General features: G+C 62.8%; 20 protein-coding genes. 5 read left to right on the forward strand and 15 right to left on the reverse strand.

The annotated features are described in order from the left end of the window. Nucleotides 1-220: 220 nt before the first annotated feature. From rplA to gloA, 6 genes are all read right to left on the reverse strand, one after another. Nucleotides 221-928 (reverse strand): 50S ribosomal protein L1, encoded by a 708-nt coding sequence (rplA, locus tag KBY49_RS07460; protein WP_254934184.1) that lies wholly within the window; start codon nucleotides 926-928, stop codon nucleotides 221-223. A gap of 50 nt (nucleotides 929-978) precedes the next feature. Next, nucleotides 979-1,404, reverse strand: coding sequence for a 50S ribosomal protein L11 (rplK, locus tag KBY49_RS07465; protein WP_254934185.1), 426 nt, complete (start codon nucleotides 1,402-1,404; stop codon nucleotides 979-981). A 125-nt stretch (nucleotides 1,405-1,529) separates the two neighbouring features. Continuing rightward, the gene (gene nusG / locus KBY49_RS07470) at nucleotides 1,530-2,138 is read right to left on the reverse strand and encodes a transcription termination/antitermination protein NusG (protein WP_254934614.1); all 609 of its coding nucleotides are present in this window, start codon (nucleotides 2,136-2,138) and stop codon (nucleotides 1,530-1,532) included. Between the two features lie 121 nt (nucleotides 2,139-2,259). Beyond that, on the reverse strand, nucleotides 2,260-2,511 hold the full coding sequence (secE, locus tag KBY49_RS07475; RefSeq protein ID WP_254934186.1) for a preprotein translocase subunit SecE: 252 nt from the start codon (nucleotides 2,509-2,511) through the stop codon (nucleotides 2,260-2,262). A gap of 66 nt (nucleotides 2,512-2,577) precedes the next feature. Further along, nucleotides 2,578-5,280 (reverse strand): ATP-dependent Clp protease ATP-binding subunit, encoded by a 2,703-nt coding sequence (locus tag KBY49_RS07480; RefSeq protein WP_254934187.1) that lies wholly within the window; start codon nucleotides 5,278-5,280, stop codon nucleotides 2,578-2,580. 11 nt (nucleotides 5,281-5,291) lie between these two features. Then, nucleotides 5,292-5,684 carry a lactoylglutathione lyase gene (gene gloA / locus KBY49_RS07485; protein ID WP_254934188.1) on the reverse strand — a complete coding sequence of 131 codons (393 nt, stop codon included), beginning with the start codon at nucleotides 5,682-5,684 and terminating at the stop codon, nucleotides 5,292-5,294. 130 nt (nucleotides 5,685-5,814) lie between these two features. Here gloA and eno point away from each other — a divergent pair, with 130 nt between their 5' ends. Further along, a complete protein-coding gene (eno, locus tag KBY49_RS07490) occupies nucleotides 5,815-7,110 on the forward strand; it encodes a phosphopyruvate hydratase (protein WP_254934189.1) in 1,296 nt (431 codons plus the stop codon). Between the two features lie 15 nt (nucleotides 7,111-7,125). Here eno and KBY49_RS07495 read toward each other — a convergent pair whose 3' ends face one another. From KBY49_RS07495 to argJ, 5 genes are all read right to left on the reverse strand, one after another. Then, nucleotides 7,126-8,799: an AarF/ABC1/UbiB kinase family protein gene (locus KBY49_RS07495; protein WP_254934190.1), complete on the reverse strand. Its 1,674-nt coding sequence runs from the start codon at nucleotides 8,797-8,799 to the stop codon at nucleotides 7,126-7,128. Continuing rightward, on the reverse strand, nucleotides 8,799-9,137 hold the full coding sequence (locus tag KBY49_RS07500) for a hypothetical protein (RefSeq protein WP_254934191.1): 339 nt from the start codon (nucleotides 9,135-9,137) through the stop codon (nucleotides 8,799-8,801). Before KBY49_RS07500 ends, KBY49_RS07495 begins: the two co-directional genes overlap by 1 nt. Then, complete coding sequence (locus KBY49_RS07505; protein WP_254934192.1) at nucleotides 9,137-9,583, reverse strand: hypothetical protein; 447 nt, start codon at nucleotides 9,581-9,583, stop codon at nucleotides 9,137-9,139. Before KBY49_RS07505 ends, KBY49_RS07500 begins: the two co-directional genes overlap by 1 nt. Further along, complete coding sequence (locus KBY49_RS07510) at nucleotides 9,584-9,862, reverse strand: hypothetical protein (RefSeq protein ID WP_254934193.1); 279 nt, start codon at nucleotides 9,860-9,862, stop codon at nucleotides 9,584-9,586. A 146-nt stretch (nucleotides 9,863-10,008) separates the two neighbouring features. Continuing rightward, nucleotides 10,009-11,244: a bifunctional glutamate N-acetyltransferase/amino-acid acetyltransferase ArgJ gene (gene argJ, locus KBY49_RS07515; protein WP_254934194.1), complete on the reverse strand. Its 1,236-nt coding sequence runs from the start codon at nucleotides 11,242-11,244 to the stop codon at nucleotides 10,009-10,011. 74 nt (nucleotides 11,245-11,318) lie between these two features. Here argJ and coaE point away from each other — a divergent pair, with 74 nt between their 5' ends. Next, entirely contained in the window at nucleotides 11,319-11,936 is a 618-nt protein-coding gene (gene coaE / locus KBY49_RS07520) for a dephospho-CoA kinase (protein WP_396099788.1), read from the forward strand. A 1-nt stretch (nucleotide 11,937) separates the two neighbouring features. Here coaE and gatB read toward each other — a convergent pair whose 3' ends face one another. After that, nucleotides 11,938-13,419 carry an Asp-tRNA(Asn)/Glu-tRNA(Gln) amidotransferase subunit GatB gene (gene gatB / locus KBY49_RS07525; RefSeq protein WP_254934196.1) on the reverse strand — a complete coding sequence of 494 codons (1,482 nt, stop codon included), beginning with the start codon at nucleotides 13,417-13,419 and terminating at the stop codon, nucleotides 11,938-11,940. 87 nt (nucleotides 13,420-13,506) lie between these two features. On the opposite strand from gatB, the gene KBY49_RS07530 reads away from it, so the two are divergent. Then, on the forward strand, nucleotides 13,507-14,637 hold the full coding sequence (locus KBY49_RS07530; RefSeq protein ID WP_254934197.1) for an FAD-dependent oxidoreductase: 1,131 nt from the start codon (nucleotides 13,507-13,509) through the stop codon (nucleotides 14,635-14,637). Between the two features lie 19 nt (nucleotides 14,638-14,656). Here KBY49_RS07530 and ndk read toward each other — a convergent pair whose 3' ends face one another. Then, nucleotides 14,657-15,115, reverse strand: a complete 459-nt coding sequence (ndk, locus tag KBY49_RS07535; RefSeq protein WP_254934615.1) for a nucleoside-diphosphate kinase — start codon at nucleotides 15,113-15,115, stop codon at nucleotides 14,657-14,659. A 290-nt stretch (nucleotides 15,116-15,405) separates the two neighbouring features. On the opposite strand from ndk, the gene speA reads away from it, so the two are divergent. Then, entirely contained in the window at nucleotides 15,406-17,352 is a 1,947-nt protein-coding gene (speA, locus tag KBY49_RS07540; protein WP_254934616.1) for a biosynthetic arginine decarboxylase, read from the forward strand. Here speA and KBY49_RS07545 read toward each other — a convergent pair. Beyond that, complete coding sequence (locus tag KBY49_RS07545) at nucleotides 17,337-19,937, reverse strand: cyclic nucleotide-binding domain-containing protein (protein WP_254934198.1); 2,601 nt, start codon at nucleotides 19,935-19,937, stop codon at nucleotides 17,337-17,339. The two genes, speA and KBY49_RS07545, sit on opposite strands and share 16 nt — an antisense overlap. 15 nt (nucleotides 19,938-19,952) lie before the next feature. Beyond that, nucleotides 19,953-22,667 (reverse strand): alanine--tRNA ligase, encoded by a 2,715-nt coding sequence (gene alaS, locus KBY49_RS07550; protein ID WP_396099617.1) that lies wholly within the window; start codon nucleotides 22,665-22,667, stop codon nucleotides 19,953-19,955. A 33-nt stretch (nucleotides 22,668-22,700) separates the two neighbouring features. Between alaS and KBY49_RS07555 the strand changes: the two genes are divergently transcribed. Continuing rightward, complete coding sequence (locus KBY49_RS07555; protein WP_254934199.1) at nucleotides 22,701-22,913, forward strand: hypothetical protein; 213 nt, start codon at nucleotides 22,701-22,703, stop codon at nucleotides 22,911-22,913. The last annotated feature ends 5 nt before the right edge of the window (nucleotides 22,914-22,918 follow it).

Here is a 22,918-nt window from a genome sequence, read left to right on the forward strand (position 1 = left end):
GAGAAGGAAGGATTACCCAAAGGGAAAACCTGCCAACACCGCGAGGCCGCTGCTTGTTCCGCACCCAATCGGCCCACCAAAAGGGAAGCCTGGAAACGAATCAATCGCGTTGACCTCGGCAGGGCTTACGGACCTAGGTCCACCTGCTGTCTTGGGTAGGGCGCGTGCCCTTCTGGCCTAAGCCAGTTGACCAACTTACAACAGAGCCTGGGGCTGGGCCTCAGGCCTCCTGCTTGATGTCCTGCAGGGCGGAGAAATCCACCTGCACGGAGGGGCCCATGGTGGAAGTCACGTAGAGACTTCTCCAGTAGCGACCCTTGGCCCCACTGGGCTTGTTGCGGTCGATGGTTTCCTGCAGGGCCTTGAGGTTGTCGAGCAGCTTGGCCGCATCGAAGCTGGCCTTGCCAAAGCGCACGTGCACGATGCCGGCCCGGTCGGCCCGGAATTCCAGCTTGCCGGCCTTGAACTCATTGATTGCGCCGGCCAGGTCGGTGGTAACCGTGCCCGCCTTGGGGTTAGGCATCAGGCCCCGGGGGCCCAGCACCCGGCCCAGCTTTGCCACCTTGGGCATCATGTCTGGGGTGGCGATCAGCAGGTCGAAACCCATCTCGCCCTTGGCGATCTGATCAACGAGCTCATCGTCGCCCGCCAGGTCAGCACCGGCGGCCTTGGCGGCAGCTACCGCTTCACCCCGGGCGATTACGGCGATGCGAATCGATTGGCCGGTGCCATGGGGCAGGGCAACGGTGGTACGCAGCTGTTGGTCGGTGTACTTGGGATCAATGCCCAGGCGCACGTGGGCTTCGATGGTTTCGTCGAACTTGGCGTTGGCATTGGTCTTAACCAACTCAATGGCCTCCTGGGGGCCATAGGAGCGGTCCTCGACCGTGGCGATCAGGGCAGTGAAGCGCTTGGAAATTTTGGGCATGGTGGGATGGGGTGCGAACGACCTTGCGGTCTCCCCCGGTAATGGTGGATTCAGTCTTGAACGGCGACGCCCATGTTGCGGGCGGTGCCTTCGATGATGCGCATGGCCGAATCAACGCTGGTGCAGTTGAGGTCGGGCAGCTTGGTCTTGGCGATCTCCTCGAGCTGGGCGCGGCTTATGGCACCCACGGCTCCCTTGGCGGAGGTGGCGGCACCCTTCTCGATTCCAGCTGCTTTGGAAATAAGCACGGAAGCGGGAGGGGTTTTGGTGATGAAGGTGAAACTGCGGTCTTCAAAGACCGAAATCTCCACCGGAATCACGTAGCCGGGCTTGTCCTGCGTACGAGCGTTGTACTCCTTGCAGAAAGCCATGATGTTGACCCCGTGCTGGCCGAGGGCAGGGCCCACCGGAGGTGCGGGGTTGGCTTTGCCGGCATCGAGGGCCAGCTTGATTACGGCAACGACTTTCTTGGCCATCGTCTCTAGCTACTTGAGCAAAACTCCCAGAGGGAGTGGGGGCAGAACTGCGGATCACCCCTTTGGGAAGGGGCTTCGAAAACGGCCGCCCTCCGCAGGGAGACGGCCGCTGGGCTAGGTGGGTCCTAGCTCTGTTTAGTGATCTGGGAGAACTCCAGTTCAACCGGGGTTTCCCGGCCAAAGATGGAGAGCAGGGCCTTGAGCTTGTTGCGCTCGCCTGAAACCTCGATAACTTCGCCCTGGAAATCCTTGAAGGGTCCAGCCGTAACGAGGATTTGATCACCCTCGGTGAGATCAACCTTAACCACCGCCTTCTTCTCGGCGGCCCGCTTGAAGATGCGGTCCACCTCCTGGCGGCTGAGGGGCCGGGGCTTGATGTGGCCGCGGGCCCGGGCGGTGGCCCGCCGTTCTTCGTCACCGACAAAGTTGATGACGTTGGGGGTGCTGCGCACCGCCATCATCGTGTCCTCATCAAGGATCATTCGCACCAATACGTAGCCGGGGAACACCTTCTCCTCGGTCGACTGGCGGGAGCCGTCCTTTTTGAGCTTCACCCCGGGGGTTTGGGGGATTTCAATCTCCAGGATGCGGTTGTCGACCCCGAGGGTCACGGCCCTCTGCTCCAGGGTGGCCTTCACCTTTTTCTCGCAGCTCGAGGCAACCTGCACGGCATACCAGCGGGCCACCTGGCGCTTTTCAGCGATTTCACCACTTACCAGCTCAAGAGGGGCCAACTCAAGAGGGGCCAACTCAGAAGTTGCTGGCTCGACTTGCTCAGGCAGATCTGCCCCATCAGCAGGCAGCTCAAGAATGTCGGATACGGACTCAGACACAGGGCTTAAAGAAGGGGAAAGATCAACGGAAAACCTGGGTGGAGCCCCAGCGGTAAAAACGATCAACCGCCGCAATCGCAGCTGCCGAAAGACTCACCATCAGGATGACCGCCACGGACTCACTGAAGAGTTGTTGGCGGCTGGGCCAAACCACCTTGCGCAATTCCGCCAAGGTGGCGGCCACAAAACCCTCAGGGCGGCTGACCGGGGGTGCAGCTGGCTGCTCTGGTGATGGGGCGTCCGGGGCAGGCCCGGAGGGAAGTTCAGTATCCACTGGCGCTCGCGCACGGGGGCGTCCGCGCGTACCTGCAAACGATCACCTTACCGGACGTAGTCCCCCCTATTCAGTTAGAGCCGTGAAACGCAGGGGCTCACCCCACTCCACCCGCACACCCCAGGCCCCGCTGAAGTGCTCGGCCAGCAGTTCGGTGGCCAGGGGATTTTCGATCTGGCGACGCAACACCCGCCGCAGGGGTCTGGCGCCGTACTCCGGCTCATAGCCCTGCTGGGCCAGTGCCTGCACCACCTGTCCATCGACCTCCAGCTGGAGGTTTTGTTCAGCCAGCAGGGTCCGCAGTTCGGCGATCTGCAGCAGCACAATCCGCTGCAAATCCTCCTGGGCCAGCGGCCTAAAGCGGATCACCTCATCGATGCGGTTGAGGAATTCGGGGCGGAAGTGGCTGGCCAGGGCCTGCTCAATCGCCTGGTCGAGGCTTTCCTCCTGGGGATTACCGGAGCGGGCATTTTCGAGAATGGCGCGGCTGGCCAGGTTGCTGGTCATGATCACCACCGTGTGGCGGAAATCGACGGTGCGGCCCTGGGAATCGGTGAGGCGGCCGTCGTCGAGCACCTGCAGCAGCAGGTTGAAGACCTCGGGATGGGCCTTTTCCACCTCATCTAGCAACACCACCGCATAGGGACGGCGACGCACCGCCTCGGTGAGTTGGCCCCCTTCCTCGTAGCCCACATAGCCAGGGGGTGCCCCCACCAGGCGGGCCACGGCATTGCGCTCCATGTATTCGCTCATGTCGAGCCGCACCAGGGCGTCCTCCTCATCAAACAGGGCGGCGGCCAGGGTTTTGGCCAATTCGGTTTTACCCACCCCGGTGGGGCCCAAAAACAGGAAGGAGCCCACGGGCCGGCGAGCTGACTGCATCCCAGCCCTGGCCCGGCGAATCGCCGCGGCCACCGCTGTGACCGCCTCGGGCTGGCCAATTACCCGCTCCCCCAACTTGGCCTCCAGCTCCAGCAGTTTCTGGCGCTCACCGGCCAGCAGGCTCTGCACCGGAATGCCGGTCCAGCGGGCCACCACATCGGCGATATCCCTGGCCTCCACCTGCTCGCGCAACAGCGAATGGGTGCTCTGTTGATCGGCGCGCAGTTCGGCTTCTAGGGCATCTCGCTGCTCCTGTAGGCCGTGCAGTTGATCGTATTGGAGGCGGGCCGCCTCCTCCAGGTCCCCATCCCGTTCCGCCTCGGCGATGGCGTGGCGCAGGTGCTCGTCTTGCTGCAACAACTCCCGCAATTCGGCCAGCCGCTCCCGCTCCCGTTGCCAGCGCTCCTGCAACTGGACCAGGCCATCGCTGGCCAGCCGGCGCTGTTCCTGCAGCTGCACCCTTTCCGGTTGGGGGGCTGCCTCCGCAGATAGCAGGGCCAACTCCACCCGCCTTAGCTCCGCCTCAGCCAGCTCAATGGCCTGGGGCTTGGAGGTGGCCTCCATGCGCAGGTTGGCCGCCGCCTGATCCACCAAATCAATGGCCGAATCGGGCAGGCAGCGGTCGCTGATGTAGCGATCCGCCAGGCGGGCCGCCGCCACCAGGGCCTGGTCGGTGATGGCCACACCGTGGTGGAGTTCGTAGCGCTCCTTGAGGCCCCGCAGGATCTCCACGGTTGTGTCCGGATTGGGTTCCTTGATGGGCACCTGCTGGAAGCGGCGCTCAAAGGCCGGATCCTTTTCGATCGTGCGGCGGTAGTCCTCCGGGGTTGTGGCGCCGATGCAGCGCAGGTCGCCCCGGGCCAGGGCGGGCTTGAGCACGCTGCTGGCATCCGCCCCGGAACGCTCGCTGTTGACCACCGTGTGCAGCTCATCGATGAACAGCACCACCCCCTGGTCCCCATCGGCCTGGCGCACCTCCTTGAGCACGCTGCGCAGGCGCTCCTCGAACTGACCCCGAAATTTGGCCCCGGCAATCAGGGCGCCCAAATCCAGGGCCACCAGGCGCTGGCCCTTGAGGGCATCTGGCACCTCCCCAGCCACAATCCGCTGGGCCAGCAACTCGGCCACGGCGGTTTTACCCACCCCCGGCTCGCCGATCAGCACCGGATTGTTTTTGCTGCGCCTGGAGAGCACCTGGATCAGGAGCCGGATTTCAGCATCGCGGCCCACCACGGGATCGAGCTCACCGGCCATCGCTGCGGCGGTGAGGTCGCGGCCGTAGGTGGCGAGGGCCGACTGCGGCTGTTCAATGACCTCCAGGGCCCCAGGGATCTGGCTGGCCCCAGGGCTTGGGGTGGGTTCAGGGATCTGGCTGGGTTCAGGGATAGGGGGGGATTCGGTGCCCACCGGGCAGCCAGTGGCTCCAGCGGCAGGGGATTGGAGCAGCTGGGCCTCGCCCAGACCTTCGGCCTGGAATAGGGCGGCCCCGAGCCGGGGTTCATCCAGCAAGGCCAGCTGCAGGTGGGGGCCATCAATCAGCTGGGAGCCCCAGGCCTGGCGGCGCCGGTCGGCCCCATCGAGCAGCTCTTCGAGGGCTTCACCGATGTAAAGATCCCGGCCGGAGCTGGTGGGCTGCTCCGCACAAAAGGCTTCGACCCGATCGAGCAGCCGATCGCGATTTAGGGGTAGGGGATCCACCCAGCGGCCAAAACGGCGGTCCGTCAGCAAGGCCAGCAGCAGGTGCTCCACATCCATCGAGCCATGGCGCCAGCGCCGGGCCGTTTCCTGGGCCGCCAGCAGCAACTCCCAGGCCTCCTCGCTGAAGAGTTCCGGATCGCTGGTGAGGCTTAGCGAGGCGGCAGCAAAGCCAGCTTGTTCAACCACCATGGCGAGCTCCCCTAGGCGCGGGAGCTGATTTGGATCAGCTCCACCTTGTAGCCATCAGGATCCTCCACAAAGGCAATCACCGTGGAGCCGTGCTGCATCGGCCCCGGCTCCCGCACGACCCGCCCGCCCTTGGCGGCCATCGCCGCACAGGTGCCGTAAATGTCGTCGACACCGAGGGCTATGTGGCCATAGCCAGTGCCGATCTCGTAGTGGCTGGTGTCCCAGTTGTGGGTGAGTTCCAGCACGGCTTGGTCGCTCTCTTCGCCATAGCCGACAAACGCCAGGGTGAAGCGGCCGCTGGGATAGTCCTTGCGGCGCAGTAGGCGCATGCCCAGCACCTCCGTATAGAAGCCAAGGGAGCGTTCCAAGTCGCCCACCCGCAGCATGGTGTGCAGCAATCGCATCGGTGGACCTGGAGCAAACATGGGATGGACTCCCATTCTGACCAGGAACGGAGCGGCTGGTACCCGTTAGCACAAAGGCTGGAAGCGGGCGGCCCATAAGATCCTGAATGAGACAACGTTTTACGGCTTCGTGATCGACTCCCTCGACCTTGTGATCGACACAGTGGTAGCCCGTGAGGTGCTCGATTCCCGGGGCACCCCCACCGTGGAAGCAGAAGTGCTGCTGGAGGGCGGGGCTAGCGGCCGGGCGATTGTGCCGAGCGGCGCCAGCACCGGAGCCCATGAGGCCCACGAGCTGCGCGATGGCGGCAGCCGCTATTTCGGCAAGGGTGTAACCCAGGCCGTAAACAACATCGAAGAGCGGATTGCCCCTTCCCTGTGTGGCCTAAGCGCCCTCGACCAGGGCGCCGTAGATGGCGCCATGGCCGAGCTGGATGGCAGCGACAACAAATCCAGCCTGGGCGCCAATGCCGTGTTGGCCGTGAGCCTGGCCACTGCCCGGGCCGCAGCCAATGGGGTGGGCCTACCCCTTTACCGCTACCTGGGTGGGCCGATGGCCAACCTGCTGCCGGTGCCCTTGATGAACGTGATCAATGGCGGGGCCCATGCCTCCAACAACATGGACTTTCAGGAATTCATGCTGGTGCCCCACGGCGCCAACAGCTTCCGGGAGGCCCTGCGCATGGGCGCCGAGGTGTTCCACACCCTTAAGGGCCTGCTCCACGACCAGGGCCTTTCCACTTCAGTGGGCGATGAGGGCGGTTTTGCCCCCAACCTGTCAAGCAACGACGCCGCCGGCGAGCTGCTGGTAAAGGCAATTGAGAAGGCTGGCTATCGCCCCGGCGACCAGATCTCCCTGGCATTGGATGTGGCCAGTACTGAATTTTTCAAAGATGGTCGCTACAACTTCGGCGGCGGCAGCTATAGCAGCGCCGAAATGGTCGACCAGCTGGCCCAACTGGTGAGCCGCTTCCCGATCGTGTCGATTGAGGACGGCCTAGCCGAAGACGATTGGGATGGCTGGGCCCTGCTCACTCAAAAAATGGGCAGCACGGTGCAGCTGGTGGGAGACGACCTGTTTGTGACCAACACCGCCCGCCTCCAGCGGGGCATTGACCTCGGTATTGCCAACTCGATTCTGATCAAGGTGAATCAGATCGGCTCACTTACCGAAACCCTGCAGGCCATCGATCTGGCTGGCCGTGCTGGCTACACCAGCGTGATTAGCCACCGCTCCGGCGAAACCGAAGACACCACCATTGCCGACCTGGCAGTAGCCACCCGCGCTGGCCAAATCAAAACCGGTTCCCTCAGCCGTTCCGATCGGGTGGCGAAGTACAACCAGTTGCTGCGCATCGAGGACGAACTGGGTAGCCAGGCTGTCTACGCCGGAGCTGAAGACCGGGGCCCCCGCGGCAAGGCCTGATGGGTCTGATCTAGATCAAACCTTGGGGGCTTCAGGGGCCCTTGAGATCACATCCAAGCGACCATCGCGCTTGAGCCGGGTTTGCAGCTTCAGCCAGGCCCAGCCCACGGGAAGACCTGCCACCAGCGGAATCGCCACCAGGGCCGGACGGCTGCCACCGGCGAGCAGGGCCGCTGCAATCGCCAGGGCCCCCAACAACACCGATTGGCCCAGGCTTTGCTGGCTCATGGCCATGCGCCTGAGGAGGCGATCGGTCTCACCGGCGCGAACCTGCACCTGCAGGTCGCCCTGCTCGATGCGGGCCAGACTCTCGTCGAGGCGTTTGGGAATGCCCAAGGCCCTGCTGCCCACTTCCGCCGCCTGGCGAGATAGCTCATTGAGCAGGTCGTTGGCACCACTACCGCTGGAGGTCATGAGGGGCAGCAGGTAGGGGCGGGCGATCGCCACCAAGCTAAAGCCAGGATCCAGGCTGCGGCCGACCCCCTCAAAGGTGGAAAGGGCCCGCATCACAAAAATCAGCTCGGGCGGCAGGCGAAAGGGCTGGCCATAGACCAGGTCGTAGAGATCACCGGAGAGCTTGTCGAGCACATTGGCGGAAAAGGGTGGGGTAAGCGCCTCCTTGAGCATCACCCTCACCAAACGCCTAACCGGGCCCGGATCTATGCCCTTGGCGATCACACCAGCCGCCTGGAGCTCCTCCACCAAACCACTCGCATCCCTGGCGGCTGCGGCCACCACCATCCGGCCAAGCCGGCTGCGCAGGGCCGTGGAAAGCTGGCCCATCATCCCGAAGTCGTAGTAGATCAGGCCGCCATCACTGGCTACGGCGAGGTTGCCGGGGTGGGGATCGGCATGGAAGAAACCAAAGCGCACCAACTGCTGCAGGTAGCTCGCCGCCCCCTTCTCAGCCACGGCTGCTGGATCGATTCCCGCCTCGATCAGGGCCTGACGATCGGTGATCTTGATGCCAGGCAGGTAATCCAGGCAAAGCACCCTCCTGGCACTCAACTCCCAGATAACGCCAGGGATACGGATGCCGGGATCATCGAGAAATTGCTGCCGAAAGCGGGCCGCATGTTCGGCTTCCAGGCGGAAATCGAGCTCACGCAACAAAACCCTTCGGCATTCCTGGGCGATGCCCACCCAATCGCGGCCCACGCCCCAGCGGGGATGGCGCTGCACCAGGGCCGCCAGCTGCTGGAGCACCTCCAAATCGGAGCGAAACAAATGCTCGAGGCCGGGCCGTTGCACCTTGAGCACCACCTGCCTGCCGCTGCGCAGGCTGGCGCGGTGCACCTGGGCCAGGCTGGCTGAACCGAGGGGTGTCGGCTCAAGATCAATGATCTCGGCGCAGCGATCACCCAGCTCCTGCTCGAGCAGGCCCTGGACCACATCAAAGCCAAAGGCAGGCACCTGGTCCTGCAGGCGGGCCAATTCCTCAACCAGCTCTGCGGGCAACACATCGGGGCGCGCCGAGAGCAGCTGACCCAATTTGATGAAGGCCGAACCCAGGGACAAAAACTGCTGGGCCAGCCAGCGGGCCAGTCGACGCCGGCGCCGGGCCTGGCGTTGGGGGCTAAAGCCGCCGCCGTAGGTCCAGGTTTGGGAGCTCCACCAAAGGCCGAGCAACAGGCCAAGGGCGACCCACCAAATCCGCAGGGGCCGCAGCACGGCCAGACGCCAGGCCATCACTTGGCTTGATCCAGGCCACGGGCCATGGCTGCAACCTTGGCCCGCAGACCATCTATCAGCTCCTGGGCATCGGTGACGAAATCCACCGAGCTAACGGTGGAAGCTGCATTGCTGCTGGCAGGTGAGGCTGGCCCTGATGTTGGTTCGGCTCCGGTTTCGAGCCGTTGGGCCTCGGCCTCGACTTCCTCCCAAAAGAGCTGGAATTCCTGGCGCAGCTTTTCTGGGGCGTCCTGGGCCAAAACCGACACATTCGCCGCCGCATCAACCAAGCCACTACCCAAGCGCGCACCCAGCCTTTGCAGGGCTGCCTGAAACAGGATTTGGGGAGAGGACATCAGGGCTGGGGAATGGAAGCTGGGGGCGGTAGCTGGGGAGCGGGCAGCTTGGGAGCGGGAGGCACGGAATCCGGCGGAGCCCCATCCAGGTTGGCGGAACCGACCCCACTCTGGGGAGCGACCCCACTCTGGGGAACGTCCCCGCCCTGGGGAGCAGCCAATGGATCTGGATCCAGGGGAATCTCAGCAGCGGGCTGCTGGACTTCCTGCGGCTGGGGATCCTGGACTTCCTTTAGCTGTTGGGGTTCTGCACCAAAACGCAGACGCAGGCTGTCCAAACTGGCGCCGGGAAACTGGCGCAGCTCAAAGCCTTCCCCCAACTGCACAAAAGCAGGCAGCTGGAGGGAGAGCAGCCGCTGGGTTATGCCATAGCCCAGGCCAAAACAAAGACCCACCAGCAGGGGGCCCTGCCAACGGGACCTGGGTGGGGTTTTCGCGATTGGCATTTAGGGGGTATTCGCCTGGGGCAGCGGAGGCAGGGGCGCTAGGTCAGGTTGACCGCCAGACGCCGGTGCCAACTCTGCGGCGGGGCGCTGGGGCTGGGTTACCTGGCTGGGAGCGGGCGACTGCTTTTCCAACAGCTGCTTTTGGAGATTCTGAATTTCCAGCTGCTGCTTCAAGTTGAACTGCTTTTGGTTATCCAAGCCGCGATATACGGCCACAACCGTGATCACGATTGTGCCGATGGCGGCCACAGAAGAAATAATCGACTGAAATTTGCCCATGGGTGCTGTCGATTAAATGCGATCTACAAATGCGGCGCGACTATGCGGCGAATAGGCCTTCTGGCGGCAGGAAAACCCCAGAAGCAGAGCAGGAATTTGCCCCATCAATGATCCCACGGCAGGGGATGGCCACTGCGGCGGACGGCCTACGTTGTGTAATCGGCGTTAATACGGACGTACTGGTCGGAAAGGTCGCAGCCCCAGGCCTTGCCCTCGCCTCGGCCTGATCCCACCACCAGGCGTATCAACACGGTGTCGTCCTGGAGGTAGGCGCCGGCAGCCCGCTGGCCCATGTAGGCAGAAGCTGCCGGCCGATCGAAGGCCATGGGCTGGCCGGCCTCCATCAATTGGAATGGGCCCAGCCATAGGGCCACCGCCCCGGGATCAAAAACCACCCCGGAGCGGCCAGCGGCAGCCACGATCCGGCCCCAGTTGGGGTCTCGGCCATGCACGGCGCACTTCACCAGGGAAGAGCCGCAAATGGTGCGGGCGATGCTGCGGGCGTCAGCCCCATCCCTGGCACCTTCCACCTGCACTTCAATTAGGCAGGTCGCTCCCTCGCCGTCGCGGGCGATCGCCTTGGCCAAATGTTGCGACACCGCCGTCAGGCCGATCTCTAGGGCTGGCCAGTGCTCCTGGCCCAGGGGCTCGCCGGCTGCAAATGCCAGGTATGTGTCGTTGGTGCTGGTGTCGCCGTCGACCGTGATCGAATTAAACGAGCGATCCACCGCCCGTCCCACCATCGCCTGCCACTGCTCCGCAGGCACCCCGGCGTCGCAGCTCAGGTAGCAGAGCATGGTGGCCATGTTGGGGTGAATCATTCCCGAACCCTTTGCCATGCCGCCAATGCGAACCGTGCGGCCGCCCAGATCCGCCTCAAGGGCTATTTGCTTGTCGATCAAATCGGTGGTCAAAATTGCCCGCGCTGCCCCATCACCAGCGGCCTGATCCGCAGACAAAGCCGCCACCAGGGGATCCAAACCCGCCAGCAGGATTTCCATTGAGATCGGCACACCAATCACCCCGGTGGAGCAGATCAGCACCTCCTCGGCTTCCAGGCCGAGTCGCTCGGCCACAGCCTGGGTGGCGTGCAAGCTGTCGATCAGGCCCCGATCGCCGGTGCAGGCATTGGCCTGGCCGGAATTGGTCAGCACTGCCCTGGCCTTGCCGCCGCTCGCCCGTAGCCGGTCGCTGCAGAGATCGACGCAGGCTGCCCGCACCACGCTAGTGGTGAAGGTGCCAGCACAGACCGCGCCCTTCGGCGCGAGCAGCAGGGAGAGGTCGGGGTTGCCCGAGGCCTTGAGCCCTGCCGTGATGCCGCAACCCTTAAAACCCACCGGGGCCGTAATGCCACCGGGGATCGGCTGCCAGGGGGAAGACACAGGGCACTACTGCTGCGAACCTGAGCATCGGACAACAGCAGCCCCAACGCCAAATTTCGATGGCTGATCAGTCCATGGCTGATGTCGAACCCAGCCAAGCCCGTGCATCCCAGCGCTGGAGCGGCCCCCAGCGGCGCATTGGCCTTACAGGTGGCATAGCGACCGGTAAGAGCAAGGTGGCCCAGCTCCTGGGGGATCAACACGGCCTGCCCGTGCTGGATGCGGACCTTTTTGCCCGGGAGGCCCTGGCACCGGGCAGCCCAGCAGCCCTAGCGGTGCTGGAGCGCCATGGCAGCCTCGATCGTGCCGCCCTAGGGCGCATCGTGTTTGCCGATCCGCTGGAGCGGCAATGGCTGGAGCAGCTGGTCCATCCCCTGGTGCGGGAGCGATTTGCCCTGGAGCTGGAGCAGCTGGCAGCAGCGCCGGCGGTGGTGCTAATGATCCCGTTGCTGTTTGAAGCGGGCCTGGGGGGCCTCTGCAGCGAAATCTGGCTGGTGGATTGCGACCCCCAGCAGCAGCTGGTGCGATTAATGGAGCGCAACCAACTCAGCGAAGCCGAAGCCAAGGCCCGCATCGATTCCCAGTGGCCCCTGGAGAGCAAACGGGCCCTGGCGGATCGGCTGATCGACAACCGGGGCGGGCCTGAACTGCTGGCGGCGCAGATCGAGCGGGGGCTCCGTGGTGGGGTCTGAATTAGCCCTTGAGCTTGGTGCTGAGAATCTGGTTGGCCAGCTTGGGATCGGCCTTGCCACCGGTTTTTTTCATCAGCTGGCCCACGAAAAAGCCTTGCAGCTTGGACTTACCGCCACGGAATGCATCAACTTCCTCGGGGTGGGCCGCCAGCAATTCATCTACAATTGCCGTGATCGCCGCAGGATCGCTGATCATTCCCAATCCCTTGGACTCCACGATCGCCCTAGCGGAGCCGCCCTGCACCAAGAGCTCTGGCAGCAGTTCCTTGGCAATCTTGCCGCTGATGGTGCCGTCATCAATCAAGCCCACCATCTCGGCAAGCTGCTCCGGCTTGAGGGGCAATTCCGCCAGGGACAGCCGGTTGGCATTCACATAGGCGGCGATATCACCGGTAATCCAGTTGGCCACACCCTTGGGATCGGCCCCTGCTGCCACGGCGGCCTCGAAGTATTCGGCCATCGAGCGCTCATCGGTGAGCACCCGGGCGTCGTAGATCGACAGGCCCAAGTCGTCGGCGTAGCGGTGTCGCTTGGCCCCTGGCAGTTCTGGTAGCTGGGCGCGCCAGGCCTCCCGCTGCTCCACGCTCACCTCAATTGGGCCCAGGTCGGGATCGGGGAAATAGCGGTAGTCACTGGCTCCTTCCTTACTGCGCATGCTTTTGGTGAGCTGCTTGCCCTCATCCCAAAGCCGGGTTTCCTGCATAACCGGCTCGCCGGTCTCATAGGCCTTGATCTGGCGCTGGATCTCGTACTCGCAGGCCCTCTGGATCGCCGAGAAGGAGTTCATGTTCTTGATCTCCACCTTGGTGCCAAAGGGGGCATCGGGCCCGCGCCGCACCGAGATATTCACGTCGCAGCGCAGGGAGCCCTCCTGCATGTTGCCGTCGCTCACCCCGAGATAACGCATGATCCGGCGAATCTCTGAGGCGTATTCAGCCGCCTCTCTTCCCGTGCGCAGATCTGGCTTGGAGACGATCTCGGCCAGGGCCACCCCGGCCCGGTTGTAGTCCACCAGGGAATGGGTTGAACCCGCCAGGCGGTCGCTGCCGGCGTGCACGAGCTTGCCGGCGTCTTCCTCCATGTGCAGCCGCTCGATGCCGATCCGTTTGAGGTAGGTGTCCTTACCCTTCTCGGCCACCTCAACCTCAATCCAGCCCTCCTCGGCAATCGGTTCGTCGAATTGGGAGATTTGGTAGTTCTTGGGCAGATCCGGATAGAAGTACTGCTTGCGGTCGAACTTGCTGTGTTCGGCAATCTGGAGGTTTAGGGCCATGCCGGCCTTAACCGCATACTCGAGCACCTTCTGGTTCAGCACTGGCAGGGTGCCAGGCAGGCCGCAAACAACGGGATCAATGTGGGTATTTGGCTCGTCTCCGAAGGTGGTGGAGGCGCTGGTGAAAATCTTGCTATCGGTACCCAGCTGCACGTGGGTCTCCAGGCCGATCACGGCTTCCCATGCGGCTTCCGCAGCTGCCCCTGCCATTACCGACTCCCATCTATTTGCTTGGAATGATCCTATGGGGGAGCGCCGAGCGCTGAAACCCTGCTGGGTTGGTGCCACCATCAACTGGTGACGAATCAGGTGGCCATAAATCCAGGGCGGGCCCATGGCGCCCAACCGGTCTTGATCCTGGGTGGCGGACTGATGGGATTGGCCATCGCCCACCAGCTGGCTCGCCGCGGCCAGGCAGTGAATGTTTTGAGCCGGCGCCGCAGTGAGGCCGCAGGCTTCGTGGCAGCCGGCATGTTGGCCCCCCACGCCGAAGGCCTCAGCGGGGAGCTGCTTGCCCTGGGCCAAGCCAGCCTGGCGCGGATCCCTGGCTGGGTGGCCCAAATCGAAGCCGACAGTGGCCTGAAATGTGGCCTAAGGCCCTGCGGAATTGTGGTGCCCTTTGCCAGCGCCGCCGAGCGAGATGTGTATCCCACCGCCGCCTGGGGGGAAGCCCTTGATCGCCAGGGATTAGAGCAGGAACTGCATGGCATCGGGCCCGGCTGGCAGGCGGGATTGCTGTTCCGGCAGGACGGCCAGATAGACAACCGCCGCCAACTGATGCGTGCCCTGGAGCGGGCCTGCGTGGAGCTGGGCGTGGGCTTCCAAGAGGGCGTGGAGGTGTTGGAGCTGCTGCAGGAAAACGCCCAACTAACGGGCGTGCGGGTGCGCGATGCCGCCGCCGAAATGCACAGCCTGGAAGCCAGGGCAGCGGTGCTCTGCTGCGGCGCCTGGAGCGCCCAGCTGATGCCCCAGCTGCCGATCTTTCCGGTGAAGGGCCAGATGCTGTCGCTGCAGGGGCCCCGGGATGCCCTGCAAAGGGTGATCTTTGGGCCAGGCACTTACTTGGTGCCCCGCGAGGACGGCCTCCTGGTGGTGGGCGCCACCAGCGAGCGGGATGCGGTCTTCACCGAAGGGCTGACCCCCTTCGGCCAGCGGCAGCTGCAGGCAGGGATCGAAGCACTGCTGCCCGAAGCCAGCCAATGGCCCCCGATGGAGCGCTGGTGGGGCTTCCGGCCCTGCACCCCAGATGAAGGGCCCCTACTGGGGGGCAGTCCATTGGCAGGGCTGGCGCTGGCTGCAGGGCACCATCGCAATGGGGTGCTCCTAGCAGCGATCACAGCTGAGCTGCTCGGCGCCTATCTAGACCCTGGGGGGGTGAACGCCGAGCAGCCCTCTTTATTGGAGCTCTTCCGCTGGGATCGCTTTTGATGCGCCTGGCTGGGCCGAATCAGCCCTCGCTGCGCCATGCCTGATCGGAAGGGGTCCAGTCGCTGAGCTCTTCGGGCTTAAACCACAGGCCAATCTCAAAGACGGCGGTTTCTGGAGCGTCGGAACCGTGGATCACGTTGCGGCCGATGTTGATCGCCAGATCACCACGGATCGTGCCGGGCTCAGCCTCGAGGGGTTTGGTGGCGCCAATCAGCTTGCGGGCACTGGCAATCACGCCATCGCCTTCCCAGACCATCGCCACCACGGGGCCGGAGGTGATGAAATCCACCAAGCCCGCAAAGAAGGGGCGCTCGCGGTGCACTCCGTAGTGGCTCTCAGCCAGCTCGCGGCTGGGGGTGAGCTGCTTGAGGCCCACCAACTTGAAGCCCTTGCGCTCAAAGCGGCCAAGGATTTCAGCCACCAGACCCCGCTGAACGCCGTCGGGCTTGATGGCAATAAAACTGCGTTCGGCGGCCATATCCAAAAGATAAAGGGATTGATCTGCCACATCGTCTGCGGCGGCAGGGCCCATTGGCAAGGGGTGTGGAAGTTAACTACGGTCTACTAACCCTTATCAACTTGGATACGGCAGGGCTCCGTTGGAATTGCGTCGCTACAACCAGTCAGAAGAAACCCCAGCTGACCCTCTGGGGGAACTACGGGGGACCGTGTCCAAGTACGTAGATCCCCTAGAACCTGTTGGCGAGGAAGACTGGGAAGCACTGGCATGATCCAGCTCGAGCCCAACGTGCAGACCCTCTGGTGACCGTGACAAACAGCGACACCAGGACTGCCGCCGCTGGCTGGAGCGTGGCCGATAGTGCGGCCCTCTATAGCCTCGATCGCTGGGGGGAGCCCTACTTCTCGGTAAATGGCCGCGGCCATATCAGCGTGCAGCCCCAGGGGGAACGGGGCGGCAGCCTCGATCTGTTTGATCTGGTGCAGGGTCTGCAGGGCCGCAACCTGGGCCTGCCCCTGCTGATCCGCTTCGACGACATCCTCGACGACCGCATGGAGCGGCTGCATGCCGCCTTTGAGCGAGCCATCGCCCAATACGGCTACAGCGGGCGGTATCAAGGGGTATTCCCGGTGAAATGCAACCAGCAACGCCATGTGGTGGAGGAGCTGGTGGCGAGGGGTAGGCGCTGGCATTTCGGCCTGGAGGCAGGCAGCAAGGCCGAACTGTTGATCGCCCTTTCCTTGATAGATGATCCCGAGGCGCTGCTGATCTGTAACGGCTACAAGGATCAGCGCTATATCGAAACCGCAATCCTGGCCCGCCGCCTCGGTCGTCAACCGGTGGTTGTGATCGAACAGGCGGATGAGGTGGAGCGGATCATCAATGCCACCAAATCCCTCGGTTCAGCGCCGTTCATCGGCATCAGGGCAAAACTCTCCAGCCGCAGCACCGGTCGCTGGGGCAGCTCCGTTGGCGACAAAGCCAAGTTTGGGCTTTCCGTGCCAGATCTACTGGCCACGGTGGAAAGCCTGCGGCAAGCAGATTTACTCGGTGATTTACGGCTGCTGCACTTTCACATCGGCAGCCAGATCAACGACATTGCCGTACTCAAGGATGCCCTCCAGGAGGCCGGGCAGATCTATGTGGAACTCACCAAACTAGGGGCGCCGATGGGCTACCTGGATGTAGGCGGTGGTCTCGGTATCGACTACGACGGCAGCCGCACGGCAACTGCCGCCTCCACCAACTACTCACTGCAGAACTACGCCAACGATGTAGTGGCAACGGTGCGGGAATGCTGTGAACCGCATGCGGTGGCATTGCCCACCCTGGTAAGCGAAAGCGGCCGGGCGATCGCCAGCCATTTTTCTGTATTGGTATTTGATGTGCTCGGCAGTAGCACCGTTCCCGGAGCCATTCCAGCAATCCATAGCGATGAACCGCTCACGGTGCGCAACCTGCGCGACACCTTGAACGGCATCAACAACCAAAACTCAGATGAATTTAGCGAAAGCTCCAGGTTGCAGGAGGCCTGGAATGATGCGATCAAATTCAAGGACGATGCCCTTGCCGCCTTCCGGCTGGGCTACTTGAGCCTCAGCCAAAGGGCCATGGCGGAACAGCTCACCTGGGCCTGCGCCCAGGCGATCGTTGCTCAACTGCCCCGCAACGGCCCCGTGCCGGAAGACCTGCGCTCCCTGCGTGCCGCCCTTGCCGGCACGTACTACGCCAACCTCTCAATCTTCCGTTCTGCGCCAGACACCTGGGCGATAGAGCAGCTGTTCCCAGTGTTGCCACTGCAACGGCTGGATGAAGAACCCAGCCAACTGGGTCATTTCGCTGATCTCACCTGTGATTCCGATGGCAAGCTGGCTCGCTTCATCGGCAACGGCCAGGCCAAACCACTGCTGGAGCTCCATGAGTTGCGCCCCGGCGAGCCCTACCTGATCGGCATGTTTCTGGGGGGCGCCTATCAGGAGGTGATGGGCAACCTGCACAACCTGTTCGGCAGCACCAATGCCGTGCACATCCGTTTAGCCCCCGGCGGTGGTTACCAGGTGGAGCACGTTGTTCGGGGCGACACCAACGCCGATGTGCTCAGGGCAATGGAACACAACCCAGACCTGTTATTGGAGCGGCTGCGCCTGGCCAGCGAAGCAGCGATCAGCAATGGCAACCTGAAGATCAGCGATGCTCAACGCCTGATGGATCACCTGGAAACCAGCCTGCGCCAAACCACCTATCTGCAGGGCTGATCTGCTGCGCTGAGACGCTCGGCAAGCTGCCGCAGTAAGCCTCTTGAGAAATAAGGTGAGCGGTGCAGCAATTCCTCAAAAGCATCACTTGGCACCTGAAATGCCTTGAGCCCTTGGGCCCCTGCCACAACATTGTTATTGCGCCGATTGCCGGTAATAACTCCCATCTCGCCCACCGTTTCCCCAGGCCCCAGCACCACGATATTGCCTTGATCGAGGGCCACTTCACAAGCTCCTGAAAGCACAATCCCAAAACCATCGCTGATCGTGCCCTCGGCCATAACCATCTCCCCAGGACCCCATTGATAAATATCTCCCTGGGTGGCAATCCAAACCACACCTGCAGGCAAAACATCAGCAAACAACGGTGAAGCAGCTAGGTAGGGGAACTCGGCTGCATCTGGATGGGGTTCGCCACTGATCTGCATCTCTAGGAAAGGGGAGCTAGCTGAGCATTGGCGAGATTGCTGCAAGCGGCGGCTCACCTGTTCTGGATAAAGCTGCCTTTCCACAAGTAATACCCAACCAGCGGTATCAGGATCGGGATCTAACCACAACTGATCCAGGGCTTCCTGCAATGTTCCAGCGGGGTCCAGCTGTTGGTGCTGATACTCCTGTTCGAGATGTTTGGATTGGATCAGCAGCAAGCCTTGCAAGGTTTTAACGCGCAGCTGCATGGCCAGCACCAAGGGCCGCAATAGGGAATGTTGATTGGCGGCCAAGTTCAGGGTGGCCAGCAACTGCCCCTGTTGCCGCCATTGTTGACCAAGACTTTCAATGTGTTGGCGCAATCGGTCTCCCTGGGGCCCGAAACGTCTGAGCATCTGCTGCCAATCATCAGCGGCCAAACCACAACTTTGCCGCAACTTTTCAAGCCGTTGCTGCATTGCCGGGCGCAGGCTAGACGGAACCAGCACCTGCAGATCAGCGGCATCCATCAACTCCTCCAGCTGCTCTGCAACCGCCGCCTGGCGCAGATCCTGTTGTTGAAGCTGCAAACCATCCAACTTCAGTAGTTGGGGATGCTCATCGGCAAGCACTCGCAAAGCTGCGTGGTGATCTTGATCCTCCAGTCCCAAAGCCTGGCGCAGATCTTGAAGTTGCAGCAAAGAGCTTGCCCGTTCAAGCCGCCCGCTGCGCAACAAATCTGCGATCACCCCTCGATAAATCAAGCGGGCCTTTTGTTGACCAACTGCAGGCAATGCCTTGGCCAGGGTAACAACCTCCTGGGGGGAGAGCTCCTGCAGGGAGCGTCCATCAAGGGCCTGGTCTAGCTCCGGTAGATCCTGCAGCTGACGACGCAAACTTTCACTGATGCTCTCGCGCCGATAGGTGTCCTGATCCCTACCCCAGCTGCGGAACAGCACAATCGCTGTGGCGATCAATACAACCGAGCGGATCAACTGACCGCCATCGCTACCGAAGGCCCCCTGGCTGGGATCTACAAACCAAAAAAATATGTTCACTCCACTGAAACTGGCCAGCAACCTGGTGCGGCTGCGGGCCCGAGCCTTGGCATCGCGGCGACCTTGCCGCTCCAGCCTGTGCTGCAGACGAACCTCCAACCAACGGAACAGCAGCACCGAAATGGCACCGGCCAGGCTCAACACCAGGGGAACCATAATAAGGTTGGGCACAGGAATCTCAGCGCTAAATCCCTGCAAACTGCGCTGCGGCAGTTCAGCGTCGTAGGCCCAGAAGCCATTGCGTAGATAGCTGAGCTGGCTGTTAGAGAAAAAGGGCAGAACCAGAACCTGTTCATGCATTTCTGCCAGATATTCAAAAAACACCAGTACCAAGCCTGGGTAGGAGTACCAAGCCCACTCCAAACCCCGTTTACCATTCAGATTTGTCCAGAATTGGCGTTCTGAATCGATATCAATACAGGCAGAGGCGCAGGCCACACAGGCGCTCTGCTCTCGACCGCTGCTGCCGATACTGCGACACATCGATTGGGTGATTTTTGAACCCGTTCCCATATGGGCGGTGCTGCCCAAGGCTGCACGCTGGCCGGTGAGAATCGTCTGCACCGGAGCCATCGGGCAAACGTACTGGCACCAGGCCTTGCCGCCATAGGCCCAGCCAACAATCAGCGCCGCCGCGATGGTGCATAGCAATAACAAAGCCAGCCCCAGGGGACTGCTATTCACCACCAGCAGCCGCAAACACAAACCGGCGATCAGCAAAGACCATTGCAATTGCAGATGGTTACGGCCAAGCCAGGAATCGGCTTGCACCTTCACCACTTCAGCTTTGCCGTTCTTGGCGATGCGAGTGCGCTGCCGCCCCAGGGCCCTGCTGAGCTGGGAGACAAAAGCCAGCGGACAAATGCGGCGCCAGAGCTCATGGCTGAACAAAACGATCATCAATACCCCTGAGGGCACCACCACCCCCCAAAAGAAGCGATTGCCTGGTTGGCCATGGCGCCAACAATCCCCACTAGCCGCCGGGCAGGGCGGCACCATATCCAGGGGCAGGGATATCGCTGGAATCAGCAACGACAGGATCAGCAACAACCAGCCGATCAACAGCAACCAACGCAAACGATGGGCCTGGGCCTCAGGCCAACGGCTGAACAGCTGCATCGCTGCGATCAAGAACTATCCCAATTGTTGCTCAAGCTGCTTTAGGGCCTGCTGCAGCACCTGATCGAGGGCGGCGCCATCGCGACCGCCCGCTTGGGCCAGGTTGGGGCGTCCGCCGCCGCCGCCGCCGCAGAGCTTGGCCAGGGCAGCCACGAAGGCGCCGGCCTTAGCGCCCGCTTTGATCACCACTTCACCGAAGGCCGCCACCAGAACCAACTTGCCCAGATCGGCTGGATCGGGCAAACCACCGAGCACCACCGCCGCTCCAGCTCCGAGTTGCTCGGCCAGCCCCTGGGCCGCGCTCTGTAGGCCAGTGCCCTCCACCCCATCGAGGCGGGCCACCAACAGCTGATAGGGCTCGCCAATGGCGCTGCAGCCAAACGATTTGGCCTGTTGGGTTAGAGCCCCGGCCCGCAGCAGTGCCAACTCCTGGCGTGCCGCCGCCAAGGCCTTCGCCCCCTGCTTCAGCTCCTCCTGCATCGCCATTACCCGATCAACAATCTCCCCCGGCTGCAACTTGAAGCGCTCAGAAAGAGCCTTCACCACCGCTTCCCGCTCCTGTAAGTAGGCAAGCACTGCAGCACCGGCCACGGCCTCAATGCGACGCACGCCGGCGGCCACACCCGATTCGCCAATGATCTTGAACAGCCCGATCTCAGCGGTGTTGGCCACATGGGTGCCGCCGCAGAGCTCCATCGAAACCCCGGGCACATCTACGACGCGCACCACATCGGCGTACTTCTCACCAAACATCGCCACCGCCCCTGCTGCCTTGGCCCTATCAATTGCCATTTCCTGCACCTCAAGGCTGTGGGCATCGGCAATCCAGCCATTGATCAGGTTCTCGATCTGCTCGAGCTCTGCCGGGCTCACCGCCCGAGGGCAATGGAAATCGAAGCGCAGCCGCTCAAAGTCCACCAGTGATCCAGCCTGGGCGATGGCCGGATCCACCAGCTGCTTGAGGGCAGCCTGGAGCAGGTGGGTTGCCGTGTGGTTCGCCTGGGCACGGCGGCGGCAGGCCCGATCCACCTGGGCATTAACCAGATCACCCACCGCCAAACTGCCCCGCTCGATGCGGCCGCTGTGCACAAACACACTGCGGTTGCGGGTCACGCCCTCAATGCTCACGATCACGCCATCGCCGCCGGCCCCATCGCCATTCAGCAGGCCGCGGTCACCCACCTGGCCGCCGCCCTCCCCATAAAAAGGGGTGGAATCGAGCACCAGTTGCACCCCATCGCCAGCTGAGGCGCTCTCGGCCGGCTCGCCGTTGACCACCAACGCCAGCACACAGCAGGGATGGTCGAGGGTTCCATAGCCCTTGAATTCGGTGGCATCCAGCTCGGCCACCATCTGTTCAATAGCGCCCTGGAGGGTGAGATCCAGGCTCACCGCCGCGGCCTTGGCCCGCTGGCGCTGGGCCTCCATCGCCGCCGTAAATCCTTCCAAATCAACCGTGAGGCCATGCTCCTCGGCTATCTCCTCGGTGAGCTCCAGGGGGAAGCCATAGGTGTCGTAGAGCTCGAAGGCCTGCTCACCTGGGATCTGCTGGGGCTTGGTCGCCAGCACCTCGGCCAGCAGCTTTTCACCCCTTTCAAGGGTTTCTCGGAACCGGGCCTCTTCGCGGGCCAGTTCCGCCAGGATCACCTCCCGGCGCTCCAGGAGCTCGGGAAAGGCCGGCGCCATCAGGGCAATTGATGCCTCCCCCAGCTCGACCAGGAACGGCCTGTCGATGCCCAGGAGCCGGCCGTGGCGAACAACCCGGCGCAACAGACGCCTGAGGATGTATCCGCGGCCCAGGTTGCTGGCCGTAACCCCATCGCTGATTAGTTGGGTGATGGCGCGGCTGTGGTCGCCGATCACCTTGAGGGAGGTCTGGCCCTTGGCGTCGAGGCTGCGGTAGTCGGCCCCCGCCAGGCCCGCAGCCGTCTCGATCAAGGGATAGATCAGGTCGGTTTCGTAGTTGTTGGGCACCGCCTGCAGGATCTGGGCCATCCGCTCGAGCCCCAAGCCCGTGTCGATATTGCGGTTTTTTAGCGGCGTCAAATCGCCATCGGCATCGCGGTTGTACTGCATGAAAACCAGGTTGTAGAACTCGATGAAACGGGAGTCGTCTTCCAGGTCGATGCCGTCGTCGCCGAGCTCGGGCTTGAAGTCGTAGTAGATCTCCGAACAGGGGCCGCAGGGGCCGGTGGGGCCAGAGGCCCAGAAGTTGTCGGCCTCATCCATGCGGATGATCCGCTTGGGGTTCACCCCCACCCGATCGCGCCAAATCGCCTCGGCTTCGTCGTCTTCGCGGAAGACACTCACCACCAGATTGTTGGGCGAGAGGCCGAACACCTCCGTGCTCAGTTCCCAGGCCCAGGCAATGGCCTGCTCCTTGAAGTAATCCCCAAAGGAGAAGTTGCCCAGCATCTCGAAGAAGGTGTGGTGCCTCGCCGTGCGGCCCACGTTTTCAATGTCGTTGGTGCGGATGCACTTCTGGCTGCTGGTGGCCCTTGGGGCAGGCCTTTGCCGTTGGCCCAGAAACACGGGCTTGAAGGGCAACATTCCCGCAATCGTGAGCAGCACGGTGGGGTCTTCGGGAATCAGGGAGGCGCTGGCCATCGGCCTGTGGCCCCGCTGTTCGTAGAAATCCAGGAATGCCGCCCGGATCTCTGCGCCACTGCTGGGGCAGGCACGGCGTGGAGTTACGGCCATGACGGAGCAAAACAAGCCTGGAAGGGGCATGATCGCCCAGAACAGGTTCCGTTAGTCGAAAGCGTGTCCCGAGCCGAGTTGCGAATCCGGTCCCTGGGGGCGGCCAGCGAACTGCCCCCCAATTTCAACCTGCAGCTGGCGCAAAGCCTGCCAACAGTGATGATGGGTGTGATCCGCGGCTGGCTGCCCCTCTGGTTGCCGCTGATCTGCAGTGCCCTGGTGCTTCGCCTGATGCTGCCCCTATTGCAGCCAATTCCGCCCGCTCCACGGCTTTGACGCCG

The sequence above is a fragment of the Cyanobium sp. WAJ14-Wanaka genome, from assembly GCF_024345375.1.
GTDB lineage: Bacteria > Cyanobacteriota > Cyanobacteriia > PCC-6307 > Cyanobiaceae > Cyanobium_A.

Coding starts and splice junctions, on each gene's coding strand:
- ndk (WP_254934615.1), bottom strand. CDS start 15,115: ATGGCCGCCGAACGCAGTTTTATTGCCATCAAGCCCGACGGCGTTCAG.
- gloA (WP_254934188.1), bottom strand. CDS start 5,684: ATGCGATTGCTGCACACCATGCTGCGGGTGGGCGACTTGGAACGCTCC.
- KBY49_RS07510 (WP_254934193.1), bottom strand. CDS start 9,862: ATGGGCAAATTTCAGTCGATTATTTCTTCTGTGGCCGCCATCGGCACA.
- KBY49_RS07495 (WP_254934190.1), bottom strand. CDS start 8,799: ATGGCCTGGCGTCTGGCCGTGCTGCGGCCCCTGCGGATTTGGTGGGTC.
- KBY49_RS07500 (WP_254934191.1), bottom strand. CDS start 9,137: ATGTCCTCTCCCCAAATCCTGTTTCAGGCAGCCCTGCAAAGGCTGGGT.
- KBY49_RS07545 (WP_254934198.1), bottom strand. CDS start 19,937: ATGCAGCTGTTCAGCCGTTGGCCTGAGGCCCAGGCCCATCGTTTGCGT.
- KBY49_RS07480 (WP_254934187.1), bottom strand. CDS start 5,280: ATGGTGGTTGAACAAGCTGGCTTTGCTGCCGCCTCGCTAAGCCTCACC.
- rplA (WP_254934184.1), bottom strand. CDS start 928: ATGCCCAAAATTTCCAAGCGCTTCACTGCCCTGATCGCCACGGTCGAG.
- alaS (WP_396099617.1), bottom strand. CDS start 22,667: ATGCCCCTTCCAGGCTTGTTTTGCTCCGTCATGGCCGTAACTCCACGC.
- rplK (WP_254934185.1), bottom strand. CDS start 1,404: ATGGCCAAGAAAGTCGTTGCCGTAATCAAGCTGGCCCTCGATGCCGGC.
- KBY49_RS07505 (WP_254934192.1), bottom strand. CDS start 9,583: ATGCCAATCGCGAAAACCCCACCCAGGTCCCGTTGGCAGGGCCCCCTG.
- coaE (WP_396099788.1), top strand. CDS start 11,319: ATGGCTGATGTCGAACCCAGCCAAGCCCGTGCATCCCAGCGCTGGAGC.
- gatB (WP_254934196.1), bottom strand. CDS start 13,419: ATGGCAGGGGCAGCTGCGGAAGCCGCATGGGAAGCCGTGATCGGCCTG.